This is a genomic window from Pseudodesulfovibrio hydrargyri (assembly GCF_001874525.1).
Lineage (GTDB): Bacteria > Desulfobacterota > Desulfovibrionia > Desulfovibrionales > Desulfovibrionaceae > Pseudodesulfovibrio > Pseudodesulfovibrio hydrargyri.
Genome location: NZ_LKAQ01000005.1, coordinates 174,813 through 198,845 on the forward strand (window position 1 = coordinate 174,813; position 24,033 = coordinate 198,845).

At 60.5% G+C, this 24,033-nt stretch carries 20 protein-coding genes and 2 tRNA genes; 10 read left to right on the forward strand and 12 right to left on the reverse strand.

What is annotated here, in order from left to right; genetic code table 11:
• Positions 1–8 precede the first annotated feature (8 nt).
• Complete coding sequence (locus BerOc1_RS18150; protein ID WP_071547328.1) at positions 9–2,507, forward strand: Lon protease family protein; 2,499 nt, start codon at positions 9–11, stop codon at positions 2,505–2,507.
• A 66-nt stretch (positions 2,508–2,573) separates the two neighbouring features.
• Positions 2,574–2,741, forward strand: a complete 168-nt coding sequence (locus BerOc1_RS19155; RefSeq protein ID WP_165610841.1) for a hypothetical protein — start codon at positions 2,574–2,576, stop codon at positions 2,739–2,741.
• Between the two features lie 54 nt (positions 2,742–2,795).
• Here BerOc1_RS19155 and BerOc1_RS18155 read toward each other — a convergent pair whose 3' ends face one another.
• Complete coding sequence (locus BerOc1_RS18155) at positions 2,796–3,395, reverse strand: NAD(P)H-dependent oxidoreductase (RefSeq protein WP_071547329.1); 600 nt, start codon at positions 3,393–3,395, stop codon at positions 2,796–2,798.
• Positions 3,396–3,733: 338 nt separating this feature from the next.
• Between BerOc1_RS18155 and ilvB the strand changes: the two genes are divergently transcribed.
• Positions 3,734–5,410 (forward strand): acetolactate synthase large subunit, encoded by a 1,677-nt coding sequence (ilvB, locus tag BerOc1_RS18160; RefSeq protein ID WP_071547330.1) that lies wholly within the window; start codon positions 3,734–3,736, stop codon positions 5,408–5,410.
• Positions 5,403–5,681 (forward strand): acetolactate synthase small subunit, encoded by a 279-nt coding sequence (gene ilvN / locus BerOc1_RS18165; protein ID WP_071547331.1) that lies wholly within the window; start codon positions 5,403–5,405, stop codon positions 5,679–5,681. Before ilvB ends, ilvN begins: the two co-directional genes overlap by 8 nt.
• 35 nt (positions 5,682–5,716) lie before the next feature.
• Here ilvN and BerOc1_RS18170 read toward each other — a convergent pair whose 3' ends face one another.
• On the reverse strand, positions 5,717–6,742 hold the full coding sequence (locus BerOc1_RS18170; protein ID WP_071547332.1) for a glycosyltransferase family protein: 1,026 nt from the start codon (positions 6,740–6,742) through the stop codon (positions 5,717–5,719).
• A 161-nt stretch (positions 6,743–6,903) separates the two neighbouring features.
• On the opposite strand from BerOc1_RS18170, the gene BerOc1_RS18175 reads away from it, so the two are divergent.
• Entirely contained in the window at positions 6,904–7,749 is an 846-nt protein-coding gene (locus BerOc1_RS18175) for a flagellin (protein ID WP_071547333.1), read from the forward strand.
• A 73-nt stretch (positions 7,750–7,822) separates the two neighbouring features.
• Here BerOc1_RS18175 and BerOc1_RS18180 read toward each other — a convergent pair whose 3' ends face one another.
• The 8 genes from BerOc1_RS18180 to BerOc1_RS18215 all read right to left on the reverse strand — a co-directional run bounded on the left by BerOc1_RS18180 (position 7,823) and on the right by BerOc1_RS18215 (position 18,634).
• Entirely contained in the window at positions 7,823–8,767 is a 945-nt protein-coding gene (locus BerOc1_RS18180) for a hypothetical protein (RefSeq protein WP_071547334.1), read from the reverse strand.
• Positions 8,768–8,860: 93 nt separating this feature from the next.
• A complete protein-coding gene (locus BerOc1_RS18185; RefSeq protein WP_071547335.1) occupies positions 8,861–10,093 on the reverse strand; it encodes a glycosyltransferase family 4 protein in 1,233 nt (410 codons plus the stop codon).
• 77 nt (positions 10,094–10,170) lie between these two features.
• Positions 10,171–11,661: a hypothetical protein gene (locus BerOc1_RS18190; RefSeq protein WP_071547336.1), complete on the reverse strand. Its 1,491-nt coding sequence runs from the start codon at positions 11,659–11,661 to the stop codon at positions 10,171–10,173.
• Between the two features lie 67 nt (positions 11,662–11,728).
• Positions 11,729–12,703, reverse strand: coding sequence for a glycosyltransferase family 2 protein (locus tag BerOc1_RS18195; RefSeq protein ID WP_071547337.1), 975 nt, complete (start codon positions 12,701–12,703; stop codon positions 11,729–11,731).
• A gap of 329 nt (positions 12,704–13,032) precedes the next feature.
• Positions 13,033–16,170: an efflux RND transporter permease subunit gene (locus BerOc1_RS18200; RefSeq protein ID WP_071547338.1), complete on the reverse strand. Its 3,138-nt coding sequence runs from the start codon at positions 16,168–16,170 to the stop codon at positions 13,033–13,035.
• Positions 16,170–17,393: an efflux RND transporter periplasmic adaptor subunit gene (locus BerOc1_RS18205; RefSeq protein WP_071547339.1), complete on the reverse strand. Its 1,224-nt coding sequence runs from the start codon at positions 17,391–17,393 to the stop codon at positions 16,170–16,172. The genes BerOc1_RS18200 and BerOc1_RS18205 overlap by 1 nt, the downstream gene beginning before the upstream one ends.
• 1,022 nt (positions 17,394–18,415) lie before the next feature.
• Positions 18,416–18,491: transfer RNA gene (locus BerOc1_RS18210), tRNA-Thr, on the reverse strand.
• Between the two features lie 66 nt (positions 18,492–18,557).
• A tRNA-Pro gene (locus BerOc1_RS18215) sits at positions 18,558–18,634 on the reverse strand.
• A 267-nt stretch (positions 18,635–18,901) separates the two neighbouring features.
• On the opposite strand from BerOc1_RS18215, the gene BerOc1_RS18220 reads away from it, so the two are divergent.
• Positions 18,902–19,444, forward strand: a complete 543-nt coding sequence (locus tag BerOc1_RS18220) for a chemotaxis protein CheW (RefSeq protein ID WP_071547340.1) — start codon at positions 18,902–18,904, stop codon at positions 19,442–19,444.
• Positions 19,445–19,492: 48 nt separating this feature from the next.
• On the opposite strand, the gene BerOc1_RS18225 is transcribed toward BerOc1_RS18220, so the two are convergent.
• On the reverse strand, positions 19,493–19,975 hold the full coding sequence (locus BerOc1_RS18225) for a DinB family protein (RefSeq protein WP_071547341.1): 483 nt from the start codon (positions 19,973–19,975) through the stop codon (positions 19,493–19,495).
• Positions 19,976–19,994: 19 nt separating this feature from the next.
• Positions 19,995–20,711: a Smr/MutS family protein gene (locus tag BerOc1_RS18230; protein ID WP_084641768.1), complete on the reverse strand. Its 717-nt coding sequence runs from the start codon at positions 20,709–20,711 to the stop codon at positions 19,995–19,997.
• Positions 20,712–20,853: 142 nt separating this feature from the next.
• Between BerOc1_RS18230 and BerOc1_RS18235 the strand changes: the two genes are divergently transcribed.
• The 4 genes from BerOc1_RS18235 (at position 20,854) to BerOc1_RS18250 (ending at position 23,998) form a co-directional block, all read left to right on the forward strand.
• Positions 20,854–21,612: an ABC transporter ATP-binding protein gene (locus tag BerOc1_RS18235; RefSeq protein WP_071547342.1), complete on the forward strand. Its 759-nt coding sequence runs from the start codon at positions 20,854–20,856 to the stop codon at positions 21,610–21,612.
• Positions 21,613–21,634: 22 nt separating this feature from the next.
• On the forward strand, positions 21,635–22,795 hold the full coding sequence (locus BerOc1_RS18240; RefSeq protein ID WP_071547343.1) for a SufB/SufD family protein: 1,161 nt from the start codon (positions 21,635–21,637) through the stop codon (positions 22,793–22,795).
• Positions 22,796–22,949: 154 nt separating this feature from the next.
• Entirely contained in the window at positions 22,950–23,519 is a 570-nt protein-coding gene (locus tag BerOc1_RS18245) for a TetR/AcrR family transcriptional regulator (protein WP_071547344.1), read from the forward strand.
• A gap of 23 nt (positions 23,520–23,542) precedes the next feature.
• The gene (locus BerOc1_RS18250; RefSeq protein ID WP_071547345.1) at positions 23,543–23,998 is read left to right on the forward strand and encodes a metal-dependent hydrolase; all 456 of its coding nucleotides are present in this window, start codon (positions 23,543–23,545) and stop codon (positions 23,996–23,998) included.
• The last annotated feature ends 35 nt before the right edge of the window (positions 23,999–24,033 follow it).

Consider the following 24,033-nt stretch of genomic DNA (forward strand, 5'->3'; position numbering starts at 1 on the left):
GACGGATTATGGCCAAGACAAGCACTGCATTCGAAGTTCCCGTCGAGAAGCTCAAGTGGACCCCGGGCCCCGATCAATTATCCATCAAGACGACCGATGACCTCGAACCCCAGAAGGACATCATCGGGCAGAAGCGCGGCGTCGAGGCCTTCCGCTTCGGCCTGGGCATGGTCAAGAAGGGGTACAACATCTTTGTCACGGGCCAGCCCGGCACCGGACGCCTGTCCACGGTGCGCAAGCTCCTGGGCGAAATGGGCGACGGACGCGCGACGCCCGACGACATCTGCTACGTGAACAACTTCAAGCATCCCGAGGCGCCCATTCTGCTCCGCTTCGAGCCGGGGCAGGGCGACCGTTTCAAGAAGGACATGCAGAAGTTCCTGGACAACATAAAGAGGGAGGTCCCGCAGCTCTTCGAGAGCGAGGAGTACATCGCCCGCAAGAACGCGATCGCCGAGGCCCACGAGAAGAAGGTCATGGGCTTCTACAAGGCCATCGAGGACCAGGTGAAGGACACCGGCCTGGTGGTGGTCCGCATGCAGATGGGCCCCATCCAGCGGCCCGACGTGGTCCCGCTGGTGGACGGCGAGCCCAAGCGCATGATCGAGCTGGAGGAGCTGGTCGACAAGGGCCGCTTCCCGCGCGACGAATACGAGAGGCTGCGCGACAAGCGGCTGGAGCTCAAGGAGCAGATCGACCACATCGTCCAGGAACTCAAGGAGCTCCAGAAGGAGGTCGGCGAGAAGCACCGCGAGGTGGACCGGCTCATGTTTCTGGCCCTGGCCCAGGAGTTCGTCAAGCCGGTGCGCGAGGAGTATCCGGACAAGAGGATATCGAAGTACCTGGATTCCGTGCTCGACAATATGGTCGAGGATCTGGATTCCATCAAGGCCCTGGGGGGCGGCGGCCAGCCCGGCCCCATACCGGGCATGATCATGCCCGGCCCATCGCCGGAGATGGTCTTCCAGCCGTATCAGGTCAACCTGCTGGTGGACAACGCCGAGACCCAGGGGCCGCCGGTCATCGTGGAGTCCTATCCCACGTACCGCAACCTGTTCGGCTCCATCGAGCGGGTCATGGACCGTATGGGCGGCTGGCACACGGACTATACCAAGATCAAGGCGGGCTCCTTCGTCAAGGCCAATGGCGGCTACCTGGTCATCAACCTGATGGACGCCATCATGGAGCCGGGCGTGTGGCAGACCCTGAAGCGGGCGCTCAAGACCGAGAAGATCGAGATCGAGACCTTTGATCCGTACTACTTCATCAGCGCCACCGGGCTGAAGCCCGAGCCCATCGAGATGGCCGTCAAGGTCGTCGTGCTGGGCAGCCCGTACCTCTACGCCATGCTGCGCAACTACGACGAGGACGTGCCCAAGATATTCAAGGTCCGGGCCGATTACGAGTCGAGCATGGACGTGACCGACGAGTCGGTTCTCGAAGTTGCCCGGTTCGTCAGGGCCGAGGTGGACCGCAACAAGCTCAGACCGTTCGACCAGTCCGGCGTGGCCGCCGTGCTGGAGGAGGGCGTCCGCTGGGCGGGCAGGCAGGAGAAGATCACCACCGCCTTCCCGGGACTGGGCGATCTCTTGAGCGAGGCCGACTACTTCGCTGGCCGCGCAGGTTCCGACGCGGTCACGGGCGGGCATGTCGCCGAGGCCATCGAGGCCAAGGTCTACCGCTCCAACCAGGTGGAGGAGCGCCTCCAGGAGATGATCGACCGGGGCAGCCTGTTCGTGGACACGGACGGCGAGGTCGCGGGCCAGGTCAACGGGTTGGCCGTGTATTCCCTGGGCGACTACATGTTCGGCAAGCCTTCGAGGATCACGGCGGTCACCTCGCTGGGCAAGGAGGGGATCATCAACATCGAGCGCGAGGCTGACATGTCAGGGCCGACCCACAACAAGGGCATGCTCATCCTGTCCGGGTTCCTGCGCAGCCGGTTCGCCCAGGACAGGCCTCTGTCCCTGGCGGCCAGCATCGCCTTCGAGCAGTCCTACGGCGGCATCGACGGCGACTCGGCCTCGTCCACCGAACTCTACGCCCTGTTGTCCAGCCTGTCCGGGGTGCCCATCCGCCAGTACATCGCGGTCACCGGTTCGGTGAACCAGTACGGCGAGGTCCAGCCCATCGGCGGGGTGAACCAGAAGATCGAAGGGTTCTTCCTGTGCTGCAAGCACGCGGGCCTGACCGGCAAGCAGGGCGTCATGATCCCGTATCCCAACATCAAGGACCTGATGCTTCGCGACGAGGTCATTCAGGCGGTCAGGGACGGCAAGTTCCACATCTGGGCCGTGAAGACCATCGACGAGGGCATCGAGATACTGACCGGCATGAAGGCGGGCGTTCGCAAGGCGGATGGCACGTATCCCGCCAAGACCATCAACAAGCTGGTGGATGACAAGCTGAAGGGGCTGGCCGACAAGCTGGCCGCCTTCGGCAAGGACGAGAAGGACGAGAAGAAGTCCTCCAAGAGAACGACCAGGAGCAAGCCCGCCAAGAAGTAGGGCGACGCGCTCATCCGATCACAACAAAAGGGTTGCGATACGTCGCAACCCTTTTCCGAGGTTTGCATGAATCTGTTGCGTCTGAATATCTGGAGAAAATGCATCCTGGGCGGTTTTTTGGCCGCCGTGGTGCTCATGTTCGCCATCGACTGGGGCTATCATTTCAACGTCGGCCATGTGGTCCGGCTGTTCGTCGGGGCTGTTGCCCTGTGGCTGGTCGTGGACCGGCTCTAGGCATCGTCGATCATGGCTGATCGCACGCCATGCGGACGTTTCCGGCCGTCCTGATCATGCCCCGGACGGGAAGGTCGCGGCCACGATCCGGGCCGCTTCGTCCAGCCACCCGCGCCGCTCATCCGGAGTGGAGGTGCAGACGATCCGGAACATCTTCCGGGTGACGTCCGGCACACCGCACAGGCCGAAGACGCAGTCTTTCCAAATCCGCTCCAGCGGATCGCCGAAGACCGTCTCCTCACGGCCCGCTTCCGTGTTCGAGGTATTGAAGACGATGGCCCTGTCCGCCTTGAGCAGCCCGGCGGGTACGCCCTCGCCGCCGTCCTCGCCCACGAACTCGTAGGCTGTGCCGGGCCGCATGACCCGGTCCACCCATCCGGCCAGCACGGCCGGGGGCATGCCCCACCAGTTCGGGTGGACCACGATCAGGCCGTCGGCTTGGGCCGTCTCCTCGCAGTGGCGGGCCACGTCGCCGGGCAGCTTCGCTCCGCGCGCGATCTCCCCGGCGGGCAGCAGGGGGTCGAATCCTTCGGCGTAGAGGTCATGAAAGGTCACCTGGTGTCCGTTGTCTTCCAGGGTTTGCCGCGCGGCAGCCGCGATGGCGTGGTTGAAACTGTTCGGGTCCGGGTGGGCCAGGATCATGAGTATCCGCATGGTTTTCTTCCTTATTGATTTTGCCATGCAATAGGCTGGAGTGGAACGAAATGGCAAGTTTTTTCGGGAAAGCGCTTGACCTTTCCCTTGGGCCGGACTAATCGAATCGTAAAGACAAAAGGAACTTTCCATGTTGCGTCTCGAAAACACCATTTCCATCATTCCCGCCAGCCTAGCCGTGGCCAGCGTATGCGTCGTCGTGGACGTAGTAGTAGGTGGTGTTCATAGGGACGCGCCATAGCGGGATAGTTACAAGCGAATTTCATAAACCCCCGTCGGTGCTAACCGGTGGGGGTTTTTCTTGATTCCCACCGGACACGGGGCAACAGGAGGCTCTCATGAAAATGTCAGGTGCGGAAATAATCATCAAATTGCTGGAACGGCAGGGTGTGCGGACCATTGCCGGCATTCCGGGCGGGGCGAATCTGCCGCTCTACGACGCCCTGGGGCAACACGGCGGGATCAAACACATCCTGACCCGGCACGAACAGGGGGCCGGGTTCATCGCCCAGGGCATGGCCCGGGTCTCGGGCAAGCCCGCGGTCTTTTTCGCCACCTCCGGGCCGGGCGCGACCAACACCCTGACGGCCATTGCCGACGCCAAGCTCGATTCCATCCCGGTCATCTGCATCACCGGCCAGGTGCCCCTGTCCATGATCGGCACCGATGCCTTTCAGGAGGTGGACACCTACGGCCTGTCCGTGCCCATCACCAAGCACAATTTCCTGGTCCGGTCCGCCGAGGACCTGCTGCGGGTCATTCCCGAGGCCTTCCGCATCGCGGCCAGCGGCCGTCCGGGCCCGGTGGTCGTCGACGTGCCCAAGGACGTGCAGATGGCCGAGATCGAGTTTGACCAGTGGCCCGAACCCGGCGTCCCGGACCGGACCCCGGAGCTGTTCGCTGGCGAAATCGAGCACGCGGCGGCCATGATCAACCGCGCGGAAAAGCCCATCCTCTATCTGGGCGGCGGGGTGATTCAGTCCGACTCCGCTTCCCAGGCCGTGGCCGTGGCCGAGAAGGGGGCCATCCCGGCGGCCATGACCCTGATGGGGCTGGGATCCATCCCTTCGGGTCATCCGCTGAACCTCGGCATGCTCGGCATGCACGCGGCGCGCTACACCAACCTGGCTCTGGAGGAATGCGACCTGCTCATCGCCGTGGGCGTGCGTTTCGACGACCGGGCCACGGGCAAGGTCTCGGAATTCTGTCCCAACGCCAAGGTCATCCACATGGACATCGACCCGAGCGAGCTGGACAAGATCAAGACCGCCCACGCCTCGGTGCGCGGCGACGTGGCCGACGTGCTCAAGGCGCTGTTGCCGCACATCGAGCGCCAAAACCGGACCGAATGGAACAGCCGGATCGAGGCACTCAAGGGTGCCCATCCCATGCTCGTTCCGGGAGCGGACGACCCGACCTCGCCCTACGGGGTCATCCTCAAGGCCGCCGAGCTGGCCGGGGACCAGGCCATCGTCTGCACCGACGTGGGCCAGCACCAGATGCGCACCGCCCAGGTCTATCCATTCACCCGGCCGCGCCACTGGCTGACCTCCGGCGGCCTCGGGACCATGGGATTCGGCATGCCCGCCGCTCTGGGCGCGGCCCTGGCCGCGCCGGACAAACCGGTCATCTGCTTCTCGGGCGACGGCTCCATCATGATGAACATCCAGGACCTGGCCACGGCCATGGAATACGACATCCCGGTCAAGATCATCCTGACGAACAACAACGCCCTGGGGCTCGTCCGCCAGCAACAGGATCTTTTCTACGGCAAGCGCTACGTCGCCTCCAACTACGGCAAGTGCGTGGACTTCATGAAAATCGCTGACGGCTTCGGGATCAACACCTATGACCTGGGCAACTGCGACGACCCCGAGGCGACCCTGGCCCGGGCCCTGGCCGCGCCCGGCCCGGCCCTGGTTCACGTGCCGGTCAGCCCGGACGAGCCCGTCTATCCCATGGTGGCTCCCGGAGCGGCCAATTCCCAAATGATCGGAGGTGAGAACCATGTGTAGGCAGACCGTCATCGAATTGTCCGTGAACAATCACCCCGGGGTCATGTCCCACATCTGCGGCCTGTTTGCGCGTCGGGCCTACAACGTCGAGGGCATCGCCTGCATGCCGGTCAACGGCGGACAGACCAGCAAGATATGGCTTCTGGTGGATGCGGACGACCGCCTGGACCAGATGATCAAGCAGGTGGACAAGCTCGAGGACGTGCTCATCGTAGAGCGCTACGACAGCGGCCACCCGGTCTTCGCCAAGATGGCCGAATTCGTCCAGTAGTCCTGTAGGCGGAACCGCGACAACGCCGGTTCCGCCTAGGACCCGGCCGCGTCGAGGGTCATCTTGCCGACTTGTTGGTAAAAGGCGCGCAGCTCCCGGTTCAGGGGCAGCTGGTCGTCGGTCGCCAGGACGTTGTAGGCGTTGGCCATGCGGCGGCGCACCAGCGTTTGCTGCTGTTTTCGCCAAGTGGTCCCCCGGGCGAGCAGCTGTTCGGCCCGTTTGACGATGTGCGCGGCCCGGACCGTGGACGAGTGGCGCGCCGCCACTTCGCGCCGGCCGTTGGCCGCGACGGCTTCCGCGCTGCCGTCGGCCAGCGCCCGGCGGGCCCTTTCCGCAGCCCCCGCCGCGTCGCCGCGCGGGTAGAGGAGCACGTCTTCACCGTCGGTGAACAGGTCGCCCAGGCCGTTGCCCACGTCTTCGGTCAGCAGGGCCGCGCCGCAGGCCATGGCTTCGAACACCCGGAAATTCAGTTCCCCGGCCGCCGACTGGTTGAGCACGATCCGGCTGCGGTTGAAGATGGGCACGAAATCCCCCTGGGTGACGAACAGGGGATGCCGTTTTCTGAAATCGTCGAGAAAGAGCTTGCGCCTCTTGTTGATGGATCCCTCCACCGTGCCCACGAACGAGACCGGCACGTCCCGCTCCAGCCCCTGGTCCGTATCCCGGAAGGGATTGCAGAAGAGCGGGAACCATTCCAGCCTGTTGCCCAATTGCTCCTGCTCGAAGAGCGGCAGGTAGTCCTTTTGCGCCACGAGCATCAGATCGAAGGCGGCCGCATAGGCCATGTGCCAGGGGTTGCAGTACTGGTCGATGGAGAAGCCCACGGTCACGGCGGGCAGGGATTCGATGCCGATGACCGAGGGAGGGCGGCACATGTCGCTCCAGACCACCAGGTCCGGCGTAAAGGCCCGTTCCCCGAGCAGCCGCATCAGGTCGGCCAGGGAGATGACGGTCTCCAGGCGGACTTCGCAGCCGGGGTCCGTGCCGAGCCACAGCACTTCGTGGCCCATTTCCTTGAAGGGCCTGACGAAATAGTGGCCGTCCAGGTTGAGAATGCGCATTGCCTGTCCTTTGTTGGGTATCCGTCCGGACAGGTATACCCGGATATGCCTTGCCGGATCAAGTGAGGGCGGCATGGGAGACAAATGCGTTTGCCCGCTCTAAAGATATTGCCCTAGCGGCCGATAAACCATGTGGATAGGTCTAATCCACTGGAGACGTCATGGCCCTGACCGACATCGAGAAGAGCTTCATCTACGACTACTCTTTGCAGCTGTTGCAGCAGGACATGCTGACCAATCAGCTGTTCGGGGCGTCCGGCGTGGGGCAAAATTTGCGTAGCCTGGTGCTGGGCGGACCTGTCCGGGCGGCCACCTTCACCAATCCCTTCGAGGAAGCCATCAGCGGCCAGTTGCGCGGCGATGCGTCGGCAGTGCGCCAGGCCTCGCGCAACGTGGGCGAGGCCGCGTCCATGATGGGCGTGGCCCGCACCGAGATGGCCACCGTCATGGACGCCCTGAACGACATGGAGGACATGATCGACCAGATCAACTCCGGCGAGCTGGACGGCACCAGTTCCGTGGTCCAGAGCGACTTCGACGCGCTTCGGGACAAGATCACCGGGACCATCTCCGCCGCGGACTTCAACGGCATCGCGGTGCTCGACTCCTCCCAGTGGGGCACGGATCAGATCGACGCCAACGGCAATGTCTACATCCAGTCGAGCAAGGACGGCGGGTTCAACATCACCTTTCATTCCGTGGACACTCCGTCCAGCGGCGTGGCCTGGTCCGACCTGGACGGCACCGACCTGGGCGCGGCGGGCACTCGCGCCACCCAACTCGGGTACGTCCAGTCGCTGCAAAGCGAGATGTCGGCCATTCAGGACGTGTACGAGGGCAAGGAAGACAGCCTCCAGTCGCAGCAGCTCAACCTTGAGAGCCAGGCCCAGCTCCTGGACCAGGCCGCCCAGTTGCGCAAACCGTCCGACCCGGACTATTCCCTGGAACAGCTCCTGGCCGATCTCGTGGCCCGGACCACGGGCACGATCTTCGACGGCAACGGCTGATTTTCCCAAGAAGGCAGTGAAAACGAAAGCGCCGGTCCGTACGGACCGGCGCTTCTTCATTGGAGAGACTGGGTCATGAGATGGTTCTTCCTTCGTCTTTTATCAGCCAGGCAACGCTGAGAAGCAGGAATTCCACCACCATCAGTTCGACGCGAAACAGGATGAGGGCCATGACCAGCACGACGGGGTCGACGAGATGCAGGCAGCCCCCGAGTATGTAAGCCGCGACTCCCTCCCTGACCCCGATGCCGGACGGCGCGAAGAGCGCCAGGATACCGGCGGCGGACGCGAACGCATAGGCGCTGGTCACCATGGCCACGTTGTAGAAGGTCCACTCCAGGGGGGCGAAGCTCCGCAGCAGGGCGAAAAGGGCGCATCCCGTGAACACGACCACCAGGAAGGCGTAGGGCAGGACCGCGAGGATCTGGCTCTTGGTCAGGAACAGGGATTGTTTCGGTGGTTCCCTTTTGAAGATTCTGAGTGCCAGCAGAAAGGATTTCTCGAAGAGCGGCGAGCCGATGAAGACGAGGGACAGGGCGATGAAGGCGATACCCGTCACGAAATGGGAAACGGCATCGCCGTCACGGTCGATTGCCGCCCCCAGAGCGGGCATGGACAGGACGATGGAGACGATGACCAGGAAGAAGTTCTCGTAGAGCGTGCTGACGGTGAGCGCCTTCTTCGAAAGGCCGAGCCGTTCGAAAAAATGGATACGTCCGAAGATCATGGCGACCTTCCCCGGGACGTAGCGTCCTATGTGGCCGTATATGAAGCCGCAAAACCACTGGCTGAACCGAATCTTCCGCGCCGGTTCCTCTACCCGCCTTTGCGTGGCGACGAAGTTCATCAACAGGCTGAGATACAGGGGAAGGAGGCAGGTCAGGGAGAGAAGCTGCCACTTGACGTCGATCCTGCTCAAACTCTCCCGCAATGCGTCGAGATTGGCGTTTATGTACCAGGCGCAGGAAAGCGCTACGGCCAGGAGGTACAGGATCGTCAGTATCTTTTTCAGTGGCATCGTTCGGGATTCCTCTCTGATTCGTTTCCGCTCGGTGGATTCCGGCAAACGCGGAGGCTGCAAGGCGGATCAAGAGTCTCGCGGAATATAGTTTTATTGCAGCGAAAAGAAAATCTGTTTGTACCGTTCTCCGCAGACATCCCAGGAGAAATTGTCGCGGGCGTACTGCTGTCCGCGTTTCCTGATCGCTTCGGCCTCTTGGGGGTTGTTCAGGGCGTGCAGGACGCAGTCGCTGATAGCCTGCGGGTCTTTTGATTTGAACCGGTAGCCGGTCACCTTGTCCTCGATGGTCGCATCGATTGTCGGCAGATCGCTCGCGAGCGTCAGGCAGCCGCTCAGCATGGATTCCACCAGGACGACCGGCGCCCCTTCGCAATCCCCGTCCCTGGCGACGATGGAAGGGCCGACAAACATGTCGGCGACGGCGAGATATTGAGGGAGTTCGCGGTTCGGCTTGGGCCCCAGGAAGAGGATGCTCCCTTCCGCGCCCTCGGTTCGCCGGGCGAGTTCCTTCAGGCCCTTTTCCAGTTCGCCGGATCCGATGATCAGCAGCCGGGCTTTGGGGTGCGCGCCCAATATGTCCGGCATCGCCTTGATAAGGTACTCGATGCCCTTTTTTTCCGACAGGCGGCCGACAAAGAGCAGGACCTCGCCTTCGAGCCCAAGCTGCTTTTTCAACTCGCCGTTGTCGGCAGAGGAAGTGAAATTCGCGGAATCGGCCCCCATGGGGATCACGGGGCACTCCAGGCTGGGCCTGACCCCGATGTCCGAAATCAATTGTCGAAGTTCCTTTGAGACGGCAGTGGCGTAATCGCAACGGTTCAAAAAGAACCGTTTCAGCCCGTCCAGGCTCCGCAGGCCGTTCAAATCCGCGCCGTGGGACGTGTTGACGATCTTGCAGCGGCTGCGGGTCAGGAAGCGGGCCAGCACGGCTGCGGCCCCTTGCGGGACCACCCAGTGGGCATGGATATAGTGGGGATTAAACCGCCGGATCATCCTAATGGTGGCCGCCAATTGAAAGAGGAGAAAGAACGGCAGTTGCAGCCAGAGGAGCCTGTTTCTTTTCAGCGCGGGAAGCATGGCGCCGTCCGTCACTCTTTCGGGAAAAGGCCAGTAATTGAAACGGTGAATGGTCATTCCATCACACTGCTCATCCTTTCGCGCTCCCACGCCGTAGGGAGCGAGGACCAGCACGTCGAACGACGTCGCCAGCCTTTTGGAGAGTTCGTAGACGAATGGCGGGGTGTGGTCCGCCTCGAAACGGGGGAATGTCGATGTCAGAACCAGAATGCGTTTGGTTTCATCCGTCTTGCCGTCGGTTTTCATCGTCCACTTTTCCTTTGAAGGACTGCCCCTATAAGAGTGCAAAAGGTTTTAGCCATCACCCCATACCCAAGTCGATTCTAGATAATAGTCCTGATCTTATGCAGTACGAGGTCCATCACCCAGGAGTCGCTCGAGTGTGAAACCCATGCTGTTCTGTAAGCCACGGATTCGGCCATGGAAACGCATGCGGAGAACACGCTCCACCAGGCAAAGAACCTGATGAATCCGCCATGGAGCTGCGTGGGGGAAACCCGGCCTTTCGCTGCGAAAAGGACGCACAGTCCCAAAAAGAGAAACGGCCAGAATTCCGCTTTGTAGCGCACGGTGATGGTCGGATAGGAGAACATGAGCAGCATCGGAATGAGGAGCGTGGTCGCCAGGATAAAATAGGAAATGGTTTCAGGCTGTTTGGTGAATTCCTTTCTTCCCTTGCCAAAGGTGAACAGGGCGGCGAAGAACCAGGGACTCCACATGAGCAGCAGGGGGGCCGGGTCTTCCAACCGCATGGTCCCGGTCCCGAACAGGCCGGTCAGCCTGTCGTAGACCGAATGGGCGTATCCTCCCATCCCGACGCCGGTCAGATGGAATATCGCGCCGGGAATGATCCTGCGGATGCTGAAGCGGCCATGCTGCTTGACCGCGAGGTGGCGTCCGGACAACCCTTCGCCGTTCAGAATGAAACCGTACCGCTCCAGGGGCGCGGGGTCGAAGGGGGCTCCCCATTTGACCCAGTTCAAAAAGAGCAGCAGGCACCCGAAGGCGAACAGTATGAGCATCGGGGCGACCACCGTCTTCGGGGCGAAGATCGCCCTGACGGCACTTTTCAGGGGGCCGTGTTCCGTCCGGAACCGCACATATCCCTGGTAGGCATGGAGCAGGCAGAACAGCGTGACCCCAAAATACAATGCGATGGCCATGGTCGGGCGCGTGTGCAGCATGATCCCCGCGATGATAGCCAGGGCAGTCATGTTCCCGGGCGCGGATTCGGAACGGACCAGCATGCCGCGCAGGACGATCCAGGCGAAAAGCATGACCCCGAGGAGCCCGAGAGCGATGGGCTCATGATAGACCGAACCGTTTGCGCACAATATCAATGTCGGGGAGGCGAGCCATATCAGCAGGGTGGACGAGAGGTACAGCTTGCCGCTCCATCCGTAGCCTTTGGAGGCATGCCGCATCACGGTGTGCAGGATGGATTGGGAGATCGCCGCGATGCCGATCGAGGAGGCGAAGACGATGACTCGCGAAACCGGGACCGTCGCCAGATCGACGAAGAAATGAAACGGCAACCTGAGGAGCGCCGGGAAAAAACCAAAGTAGGTGTAAACACGGCCGTCAAGGGCATAGAACCCTTCGTCCCCGATGACGGCGGGGGTGAGATCCAGCCTTCCATCCCAGAGGCTCAGGAAGAAATCGTTATATACCAAGCCGAACTTTTCCAGCCCGAAGAAGTTGAGCGTGCCGTTCGTGATCAGCAGGGCGTTCCAAACGATGCATATGAGAATGATTGAATAATAGAGAGGCGTTATCTTTTGGTGATTGTCAATATTCAAGTCGGCGGAATGCACACGATCCTCCTGGAGAGCAGACGCAAGCCGGGGTGGGCCAAGAATAATGAACTGCCATGCCGATGAACTATGGCTCGGACTTGCCGTTCTTTGACTTCTCGTCTTCGATGAGTTCCAGCCGACGGACTTTTTCCAGGGTCAGTTCTATCAAATGTCGGTTGAAGTTTACGACATCGGCAACGATACCAAATAAATAGGCGACGAATCCAAGAATGAGAAGGGCGCCTCCGATGACCAGCGACTGGATATGGCCGGCACCTTCACCCATCATATACAGGATCAGGAAACGGACTATCGGGATAAACCCTATGATGAAGAAGACGGACCCCACATAGAAGCATACCCTGAGCGGCTGGTACATGGCGTACATCCGCACCATGGTGGAGACCTGCTTTTGGATGAACAGGGGGATGCTTTTGAATAATCTCGATTCCCGGGTTTTGGGATTGGTCTCCACGGGCACGGAAGCCACGGCCATGTGCTTCTTGCCCGCCTGGATGATCATTTCGGTTGTGTAGCTGAAGTTGGACACGATGTTGATCTTGAGGGCGGCCTCCCGTGTGATGGCCCGGAACCCGCTGACGGCGTCAGGGATGTCCACGCCCGCCAGCCTGCTGACGATGCCGCTGCCGAACCACTGGAGGATTTTTTTCCCCCGGGAAAAGTGTTCCACCTTTTCGGTCTGCCGGTTGCCAACCACCAACTCGGCCTCGCCCGCCAGAATGGGCTGGATCAGCTTCGGTATGTCCCATCCGGCGTATTGGTTGTCGCCGTCCGTATTGACTATGATGTCCGCGCCCAGCTTGAGACAGGCCTCCAACCCCTTGCGGAACGTCCTGGCCAGCCCCAGGTTCTTGCGGTTCACGACTATATGGTCCACGCCGTTCTCTTGGGCGACGCGTATGGTTTCGTCCGTTGAGCCGTCATCGATGATCAGGATTTCGACCTCGTCTATCCCCTCGATTTCCCTCGGAATATCCGCAAGCGTCGCCGGAAGCGTATGCTCTTCGTTGTAGCATGGAATCTGGATAATTAACTTCAACCTATCCCTCCGGTTTCATTGGTGTTGACGGCCGCCAATGAGCCGATATGCAACGTTGCGAATAAACTTCGCAATTTGATATATTACTATAGGTATTCCCGCAAGTCATCCCGAGATCTGGCCTGTAACTATTTTAGCATGAAGTTGGAAAAACCGCCGCCGGGAATGGGGCAGGGGAGTTGGAGGACAGATGCTGTCGGTATGCCGTCGGGCTTCCGTCTCGGCGTGCCCAAAAAGAAAAAACCGCCGATCTTTCGATCAGCGGTTTTGGTATGGATGGGGTTGAATCGTCCACCAAAGCGGACCACTTCCCGTTGGCCTTCGCCATCCTAACCGGATGGATTATTCTTTCCCTTGAACAGGCCGTAAATCAGCACGAAGAACAGGGGAATGAATACGAGGTCGATGAACGTCGCGGACATCATGCCGCCGCAGACCGCCGTACCGATGGCGTTCATGGCACCGGCGCCGGCCCCTCTGTTGAGGGCCAGGGGCAAAACGCCGAAGAAGAAGGCCAGAGACGTCATGAGCACCGGCCGGAACCGGGTCTTGACCGCGCCCAGGGTCGCATCAATGAGGCCCTCGCCGTGTCCCATGCGCTCCTTGATGAACTGAATGATCAAGATCGCGTTTTTCGTCGAAAGGCCCAACGTGGTCAGGAAGCCGATCTGGAAGTAGACGTCATTGTGCAGCCCGCGCAGCGAGGTGGCCACGATGGCACCGAACACGCCCAGCGGGAGCATCAACAGGTTGACGACGGGGATGGTCCAACTCTCGTACAGAGCGGCCACGCAGAGGAAGATGACGAAGATGGAGAAGACATAGAGTATTGGTCCCTGTGACGTGGCCATGCGCTCCTGATAGGAGAGGCCGGTCCAGTCGTAGCCGATGCCCTCAGGCAGTTTGCGGACGATTTCCTCCATGGCCGTCATGGCCTCGCCGGTGCTGTGACCGGGCGCGGCTTCGCCCCAGATGTTGAAGGACGGGAAGGCGTTGTAGCGTTCCAGTTTCGGCGATCCCGTGGCCCACCGGCCGGTGGCGAAGGAGGAGAAGGGAACCATGGTGCCCTCGTCGTTGCGGACGTAGAGCTTCTCAAGGTCCGTCGGCAGCATGCGGTAGGGGGAATCCGCCTGGACATAGACCTTCTTGACCCGTCCGGCCTGGACGAAGTCGTTGACGTAGGAACCGCCGAAGGCCGCGGACAGGGTCGTGTGAATGGACGAGATGGGCACGCCCAGGGCGCCCGCCTTTCCCCAGTCGACATCGACGTAGTACTGCGGGGCGTCCTCGATACCGTTGGGCCGGACCCGGGCCAGTCGGGGGTCCTGTGCGGCCATGCCCAGGAGCTGATTGCGGGCCTCCATGAATTTCTGATGTCCCAGGCCTCCCATGTCCAGCAGCTCGAAGTCGAATCCCGACGCCATGCCCAACTCCACCACCGGGGGCGGCGGGAAGGCGTACACGGAGGCACCCTTGATCTTGGAAAAGGCCCGCATGGCCCTGCCCGCAAGACTGGGGACCGACATGGTGGGATCGTTGCGTTCCTCCCACGGCTTGAGCTTGACGAAGCCAAAGGCCATATTCTGCCCCTGACCGCCGAACGAGACACCGGCGATGGGCATGATGGACTCGATCACGTCCTGTTCGTTTTCCATGAAGTATTTCTGGACTTCGTCCATGATCGCCGTGGTCTGCTCCAAGGTGGAACCCGAGGGAAGCGTGGCCTGAACCAGCAGGATGCCCTGGTCCTCATCCGGGATATAGGAGGTGGACATGCGCATGAACAAAAAGCCCACGGCCGCCACGAGCAGGGCGTAGAACATCAGGTACGGGATCTTTCGCGAGAAGGAATGGTGGACGAGTTCAACATACAGTCTTCTGGTCTTGGTGAAGACGCTCTCGAACCAGCGGAAGAACGGGCGCATGAAGAAGATCGCGTTGGTCGCGGGGCCGTGCCCTTTTTCCGTGGGTTTGAGGAACGTCGCGCACAGCACCGGGGTCAGGATCAGGGCCACGAGCACCGAAAGGAGCATGGAGGCGATGATGGTGATGGAAAACTGACGGTAGAGCACGCCTGTGGAGCCCTGAAAAAAGGCCATGGGGCCGAAGACCGCGGACAGCACCAGCCCGATGCCGATCAGGGCGCTGGTGATTTCGTCCATGGATTTGGCCGTGGCCTCCCGTGGCGAGAGCCCTTCCTCGGCCATGATCCGTTCCACGTTCTCGACCACGACGATGGCGTCGTCCACCAATAGGCCGATAGCCAGGACCATGGCGAACATGGTCAGCATGTTGATGGAAAAGCCGAAAAGCCCGAGCACGGCGAAGGTTCCCAAAAGAACCACCGGTACGGCGATGGTCGGGATCAGGGTCGCCCGGATACTCCCCATGAAGACGTACATGATGACAAAGACCAGGAGTACGGCCTCGAACAGGGTGTTGACCACCTCCTCGATGGCCACCACGGTAAACGGTGTGGTGTCGTAGGGGTAGACCACTTCCATCCCGACGGGGAAGTAGGCGCTCAGCTCCTTGAGTTTCGCCTTGATGGCGTTGGCCGTGTCCAGGGCGTTGGCCCCTGCGGCCTGGCGGATGGCCATGGCCGCCGAGGGGACGCCGTTGTAGCGGGCGTCGACGTCGTAGCGCTCGGTTCCCAATTCGGTGCGGGCGATGTCCCTGATGCGGATTACCGAGCCGTCCTGATTGGAGCGGATGGGGATGGAGGCGAATTCATCCGGGGTCTGCAACAGGTGCTGCACCACGATGGGGGCGTTGATGCGCTGCCCCTTTTCGGCCGGCGTGCCGCCCAGCTGTCCGGCCGAAACCTCGACGTTGTAGTTCCGCAAGGCCGTGATGACGTCGTCCATGGTCAGGCTGTAGTTGGTCAGGCGGTCGGGATTGACCCATACGCGCATGGCGTACTGGGTGCCGAAGCTCTCCACCTCGCCCACGCCGGGGACGCGGGCCAGGACCTTTTCCAGGTTGGACTGGGCGTAGTCCCGCAGGTCCTCGCTGCTCATGCTCCCGTCTCTCGAAATGAGCCCGATGATGATCAGGTAGTTTCGGGTGGATTTGCTGACCTTGATGCCGAAGCGCTGCACCGAGTCGGGCAGGCTGGCCGTGGCCAGTTGCAGCTTGTTCTGCACCTTGGTCCAGGCAAGGTCCGGATCGGTGCCCGGGGTAAAGGTCAATTCGATGCGCGACTGGCCAGAAGAGGAGCTCGTACCGGTCAGATAGAGCATGCCGTCCAGGCCGGTCATCTTCTGCTCGATGATCTGGGTGACCGTGTTTTCGACGGTCTCCGCCGAAGCGCCGGTGTAGAAGGACTCGATCGAGATGGAGGGCGGAGCGATGGGCGGATACTGCGAGATCGGCATTACATAGATCATGAGCGCGCCGAGCGTCATGATGATGATGGCGATGACCCAGGCGAAGACCGGACGGTCAAGAAAGAATTTCGACAGCATTATTCTGCACCAGCGCCTTGTTTCCGGGGTTGCGCGTCAGGAGCGGGTGTAGCAGCCTGTCCCTGCGCCGGATTGAACGGGGTGGCCTTGACCTCCGTGCCCGGCTGCAGCCGTTGTAAACCCTCGACGATCACACGGTCGCCGGGGACCAGCCCGGAGACAACCAGCCAGTCGCCGTCGATGGCCCGGTCGAGGACCAGACGGCGCAGCTGAACCTTGCTTTCGTCATCCACGATCAAGGCGTAGGGATCGCCCCGGTGATCGCGCGACACGCCCTGTTGCGGAACGAGGATGGCCTGTTCGTCGACGCCTTCCTGTACCACCGCCTTGACGAACATGCCGGGCAGCAGCGTTTTGTCCGGATTGGGAAAAATCGCCCGCAGGGTCACCGTCCCGGTGGTCTGATCCACCGTGACGTCGCTGAACTGCAACGTTCCCTCGTGGGGATAAAGGGTGCCGTCTTCCAAGATAAGTTGGACCTCGGGTTGTTGCGAATTCGATTTGAATTGCCCCTTCCCGACGCTGTTCCGGATACGCAGCAGTTCCGTGGTGGACTGGGGAACATCCACATAAATGGGGTCGAGCTGCTGGATGGAGGTCAGGGCGGTACTTTGATAGGCCGTGACAATGGCCCCGTCCGTGACGGAGGACTTGCCGATGCGGCCGGGAATAGGGGCGGTGATTTTGGTGTATCCCAGGTTTATGCGGGCGACTTCCAGGGACGCCTGCAACGACCTGATCCTGGCGTTGAGTTCATTCAGAGCGGAGGCGGCATCATCGTAGTCCTGCTGGCTTACGGTCTTGGCCTCCAGAAGCTTTTCGTAGCGTTCCGCCTTGGAGCCTACGGACTGAAGTTGGGCCTGGGCCTGCTTGAGTCCCGCCAGCGCGTTGTTGTACTCCGCCTGGAAGGGAGCGGGGTCGATCAGGTAGAGGACCTCTCCTTCCTTGACGTCGGAGCCTTCCGTGAACAGGCGCCGCTGGATCAGTCCGCTGATGCGCGGACGAATCTCCGCTATGCGAAAGGGGGTGGTACGCCCGGACAGTTCCATGGTCAGCGTGACCGCCTGCCTGTGTATCGCGACCGTGCTGACCTGGCGGCTTGTTGATGCGGGCATCGCCGTATCCGCGCCATCGTTGCACCCGAAGAGAAGGGAAACGGCCAGAAACAGTGTTGAGAGCAGTTTGAATCGAGCCGTATTGTTTATTATTCCGTAAGAGGCCATTCTAAATCCTTACTGTTATGATGAGCAGGGCTAAATGATATTGTCCATAAGCGTATTCTCTTGCCCTGCGCTTAAGTTTTGTGTCTTGTCCTTGATTCGACGGGGATATCTTTTGACGGTCCGCAATTGTCAGGCTGGTTCAGTCCTGAGACAGGTTTCGTCCAAAGTCGTTTTTAGTCAAGCCGATTTGATCTTCCTTCCAACGTGACACCTATCCTGGCGCGGGACTCCAGAACCGCACTAATCCGAAATTTTGAAATATGGCATGTGTGGATACTAGCACAAACAGCGACACATGGCAGCAACAGTTTTCTCTTCATTCCGGCAGCACCGGGCAGGGAATTCCGCCTGATGCGTTATAGTGTTGACGTTCCCTGTCGCATGGTTACGGAGTATCGTATCGAATGCGCAACTTGCTCACGTAATTTTGGCAACCGTTTTATTTTTACGTTATTTTAATTAGGTTATGGCTTTTGCGGCAACGCAAATCCAAGGTATGCGAATCGGTGGTTTGTTATAGTGTTTGTCTTTAAATTTGAACTAATTTATATTTTATTTGCCGCATACGCCGCCTTCTTTTAAAGGGTAACACGTTATTACCACTGTTCTATTTAAAAATCCATTCTTGTCTTTTGGTACATAAGTAAGTCAGTTCATAGTAGAACCGTCAGTACTGATTCAAGGGGCACGGTCTGGCGAGAAATCAAGAGGTTTTTTCCCGAAGCGGAATAATTCAGATGAGCCTCTTTCCGTTCACCGGAACACCCGGGCAATGTCCATACCGGTGTCCTGAGGATGCGCCCGAGGTAGAATGATGTTTTTAGCCTGTCGCCGTGCTGGCCGGCGACGTCGCGCATGAAATCGGCCTGGACGCGGTGCGGGTGAAGGGGGCATCAGCCCCTGCACGACGAAGAAAACTCCTTCGCCGTTTCAGCAAGGAAGGAGCCCGAGCGATCATACGGGGAAAGTGGCGGTCGTCCAAAAAGAAAACCGCCGATCTTGCGAACGGCGGTTTTGATATATGGAGCTGCTGGGCGGGATTGAACCGCCTACCTCATCCTTACCAAGGATGCGCTCTACCGATTGAGCTACAGCAGCGTTCCGGCTGTTTTCGAAGAAATGGCAGGCCGATTTTTCATCGGCCCGCCGGGGTATTTCTTCGTTTGGTCGGGATGAAAGGATTTGAACCTTCGACCCCTTGAACCCCATTCAAGTGCGCTCCCAGACTGCGCTACATCCCGACGCGAAGTGAGTAACTAGCCGTGCACGGGTTTGTTGTCAACGGTTTTTTGGGGAAAAAAGTCAACTCGTCGTTTTTTTTGAGGATTGTCCCCGGCCCGCGCAGACTTTTCATTGCCTGGACGCGGATATTTATAATGGCATTTTTCCGCGGTCGTGTATAATAACAAGGCAGGAACGCAGGATAACCCCTGAAGGGCAAAGGCGCCGAACGGTGCGGCCACTTCGGGTGAATTTTCACATAATGTAAAAGCAATCAGGGGGTTGGCATGGCTGATGAAGCTCTGAAAGACATCAATCAGTTTTTGACCTTCACGTTGGGCAAGGAAATATTCGCCCTGGATATCGGAACGGTCCGTGAGGTCCTGGAGCTGACTTCCATCACCAAGATCCCGAGGACGCCCAAGTTCATGCGCGGCGTCATCAACCTGCGCGGCCACGCCGTGCCCGTGGTGGACATGCGCCTCAAGCTGGGCATGTCCAAGGGTGAGGACACGGTGGACACCTGCATCATCATCGTGGAGATCGAGTACGAGGGCGAGTTCACGATCATGGGCGCGCTGGTCGATTCCGTGCGCGAGGTCTTCGAGATGACCCCGGACACCATCGAGCCCGCGCCCAAGATGGGCGCGGCCATCAACGCCGAGTACATCAAGGGCATGGGCCGTCAGAACGAGCAGTTCATCATCATCATCGACATCAACAAGATTTTCTCCGCCGAGGAACTGGCCATCGCCAAGGATATGGCCAGCCTGGGAGGAGGCGATCGCGTCCCGGCCCCGGAAGAGGCCGCCGCACCGGCGCAGGCCTAGAGCCGAAACAACAACCCCCGTCCGGAAAGGGCGGGGGTTTCTTTTTGCCTAATGGCCGTTGGAGAGGACGTCCGCCTTCACCTGGACGGCGCCCAGATGATAGGCCGTGTGCGCCAGCACCCCGGCCGCGCTCCAGGCCGCCTCCGGGTCCACGGGCGCGCGGCGTTCGATGACCTCCCGCAATCTCCCGGCCTGATCGGCCATCCTCCGGCGAACGGCGAGCCATTCCCGTTCGTTCACGGTGGACACGGTCCAGCTGGATTCCCAATCGTACTCCTTGTCCCGCGTTCCCTCTATCCAGTCGGTGAAGGCGTCCAGGCTGAAGGCCAGGTGCAGGGCGTGGGTGGCTATGGATTCGCCCGCGACCGGGGTCGATGCCTGGCTTGCGGACAACCCGTCGAGCAGGGCGAGCAGGCCGCCTTGTCCCGGGACCAGGAAAGCGCCCCGGTCCTGTGCGCCGTCAAAGCATTCCCCGACCACGCCGAGGACGGCCCGGACCAATTCCTGCGCGGAGATGAAAGACGCTTGCATGACTCCTCCTTTGCGGGGGTTATTCCTCCCAGTTCATCATCTTGTCCCAGCGGACCTTGCCTTCGGTCTTCTTCTGCTTGCGCAGCAGCACATAGAGGGCTCCGGCCCCGCCGTGCTTGGGCTGGGCCGTGCAGAAGGCCAGGACCACGCGCCGCAGCGGCTCCTTGGTCAGCCAGCTCTCGGCCTCGGTGCGCAGGATGGGCTGGCCGCCGGGGGAGTTTCGGCCCCGGCCGGTGACCACCAGCACGCAGCGGTGGCCCTGGAGATAAGACTCGCGGATGAAGAAAAGCAGGGAGTCCCGCGCCTGGTCCGAGGTCATGCCGTGCAGGTCCAGGTGGGCGGCCACGCTCAGGGAACCGGCCTTGAGCCGCTGGAATATCTTGATGTCCAGGCCGCGCACGTAGCCGTACATGAACTCGTCGGTGTATTCGAGTTCGAACTCGATGTCCCCGCGCATGAAACGATCCAGGTCGTTGCCGGTCTCGTCCTCGAGGGGCTGGGCCGGTGCGGAAGCGACGGCAGGGGCGACCTTGCGGCCGCTCTTGCCGTCCATGCGCTGTACGCCGTGCATGGCCGCCATGAAGATTTCCTCGGCCTTGGGGTCGCTCTCGGGGTTGACTTTTTCTTTTGGAGGCTCATTTTTCTGGTACGGAAGCGAATAGATGTCCTCTTTTTCCTTCTTGAATTTGATCTGCTTGAGATCGCCAAGGTCGTTCATGCGTTTCTTGCCCATCATGTAACCTTCCTTTGGTCGAGCCGAGTATATCCGAAACCCTCGAGGGGGTGGTGGCTGGTGCCGCCCAGCGCAGCGAGCGCTGGACTTCCGCGACGTGCTTGAGTAATGAGCCTGTTGCACATCATTCAAAGCGAGGAATTACATGCTGACCATTGAAGACTTGCATGTCAATATCGGCGACAAAGAGGTCCTGCAAGGGATCGATTTACAGATAAACGACGGGGAGACCTTCATCCTGTTCGGCCCCAACGGGTCGGGCAAGACATCCCTGCTCATGACCCTGATGGGCTTCTCCGGCTACGAGGTGACCAAGGGCAAGATCATATTCAAGGGCGAGGACATCACCAACGCCCCCATGTATGAGCGCGCCCGCCTGGGCATGGGTATGTCCTTCCAGCGGCCGCCGACCATCCACGGCCTGCGTACCCGCCATCTGGTGCAGATGTGTTCGCGCAAGGGCCACGTCAACACCGACCTGCTGGCCGAGACCGTGAACATGGGCGACTTCCTCGACCGTGACATCAACGCGGGCTTTTCCGGCGGCGAGATCAAACGCTCCGAACTGCTCCAGCTCATGGCTCAGCAGCCCGATCTGGTGCTCTTTGACGAGCCCGAGTCCGGCGTGGACATGGAGAACATGCAGTTGGTGGGTAAGGTGGCCAGGGACGTGCTGGACGGCAAGTTCAGCGTGGCCCCGGACCTGAGCCTCAAGGAGCGCAAGGAGCGGGTCAAGACCGCCGGTCTGATCATCACCCATACCGGGTACATCCTCGACTACGTGAACGCCGACCGGGGCCAGGTCCTGTACCAGGGGCATCTGTGCTGCGAAGGCCGCCCCAGAGACATTCTGGACCACATCCGGGAGCACGGCTACCAAGAATGTGTCCGTTGCATGAACTAGCCCGGCACGGGAGATTATAGATATGAGCAAAGTCGATCTGAAGAATTTCAAGTTTGACGGCCTCAAACAGGAGGCCATCAGCGATCTCAACGCCCTGTCCGACGCGGACAAGGATCAGCTCCTCATGGCGGGCGTGGTTTCGGACCTGTCCACCCGTTCCGCCTCCTACCTGCAGATGGACCAGTCCGCGGTGCACTGTCAGTCCAGGAACGACGGCGTGGAGATCATGGACATCAAGGACGCCCTGAAGAAGTACGACGGCCTCAAGGAGTACTTCTGGACCCTGGTGGACAAGGACAAGGACGAGTTCACCCGGTCCGCGCACGACAACCTGCACGGCGGCTACTTCATCCGCGTCAAGGCCGGGGCCAAGATCAAGGAGCCCATCCAGTCCTGTCTGATGCTCAAGTCCGAGAACGTGGGCCAGAACGTCCACAACATCGTGATCATCGAGGAGGGCGCCGAGGCGCACATCATCACCGGCTGTTCCGTGGCCCACGGCACCAAATCCGGCGCGCACCTGGGCATCTCCGAGTTTTTCGTCAAGAAGAACGCGTCGCTGACCTTCACCATGGTCCACAACTGGTCCGAGGCCGTGGCCGTGCGGCCGCGTTCGGCGGGCGTGGTCGAGGAGGGCGGCAAGTTCCTGAACAATTACGTCCTGCTCAAGCCGGTCAAGGACCTGCAGATGTATCCCGCCATCACCTTGAACGGCAAGGATTCCGTGGCCCGCTTCAACTCCGTGGTGGTGGCCACCGAAGGTTCCCTTCTGGACATGGGCAACCGCGTGGTCATGAACGCTCCGGACACCCGGTGCGAGATCATCGCCCGGACCATCGCCGCGGGCGGGACCATCATCAACCGGGGCCACATCGCCGCCAACAACGTGCCGAGCAAGGGCCACCTGGAATGTCAGGGGCTGATCCTCGGCGGCGGACGCATCTGGGCCATCCCCGAGCTGGACGGCACGGTCGAGGGCGTGGAGCTCTCCCACGAGGCCTCGGTGGGCAAGATCGCCCAGGAGGAGATCGAGTATCTCATGGCCCGTGGCATGGACGAGAACGAAGCCACCTCGACCATCGTACGCGGTTTCCTGAACACCGACATCATGGGGCTGCCCGATCGCCTGCAGAAGGAAATCGACAAGCAGATCGAGGAGTTGCAGGCTTCCAACGCCATGTAGTCCAGAACAATGCACGTCACGGGGGCGGCGGCTTCGGCCACCGCCCCTTTTGTTTTGCCGCCGCGGGTTGAATTAGCCCTTGAACAAACCGGGTTGACGTACTAATCAATGGCATTGATTTATCAAAGAATAGCGACCTGACAGGGAGTGCAGAATGACGAAAAAGGATAGGATTCTGCTGGCGGCCCAGGAACTGTTCGCCCGCTGCGGCTACGCGGGCACGACCATGAAGATGGTCGCCGAGCAGGCCGGCGTGGCCTCGGGCCTGGTCTTCCACTACTACGAGTCCAAGGAGAACCTGTTCATGGTGGCCGGTGCCGAGTTGATCAACGACATGGTCACCGAACTGCGCAAGGTTACCGACGAGACGAGTTCCGGTTGCGAGGCCCTGGGCACCTTTGTCAGGGCCTATCTGGACTTCACCATCGAGCACGAGAAGACCTTTCCCACGATCATCCGCTGTTCGCCGTTCAGCGACGACAATCCTGACCTGGACCGCGAGAAGATCGCGGCCAAGTTCCTGGACCTCATCCACATCATCGAGGACATCCTGCGGCGCGGGATCGAGGACGGCTCCATGCGGGACCTGCCGGTCCCTCAGACCGCCTTCATGGTCTACGGCGTCATCGTCGGCGCGGTCCGCACCCGGTTCCTGACCCCTTACGACATCCCCGGCCTGTTTGCCGAGGCCAGGGAATTCGTCCTGCACAGCGTCTGCGCCTAGAACTTTTCATTCCGTCTTTTATTATGCCTGATTACAGAGGACATCTGGCCGGAGGGCTCTTTTTCGGCGTCATGGGCTTGGTGGGAGTGATCCTGCTGGGCTGGATGGCCTTCGATCCGCTCATGGCCGCCGGACTGCTCGGCTTTTGTCTGCTCGGAGCGTTGTTCCCGGACGTGGACACCAATTCCAAGGGACAGAACCTGTATTATGCGGTCTTCGTGCTCGTGGACCTGGGGCTGATCATCAAGGGGATGTACGTCTGGGCTGCCTGGTTCGGGCTCTTTTCCATGCTCCCGGCCGTGGGTTCGCACCGGGGCTGGACGCACACTTGGTGGGCAATGCTCCTGGTCCCGCTGCCCATCGTGGTCATCCCCTTCTTCATGCAGACCCCGGGGCTGGCCCAGCGCTTCGCGCCGTTTTACGCCGCCTTTGTCCTGGGCTACTTCTCCCACCTGGCTCTGGACGGGGAGTTCCGGTAATTTCTTGATCGGGGTGCGCTTGCCGCGCCAGAAGG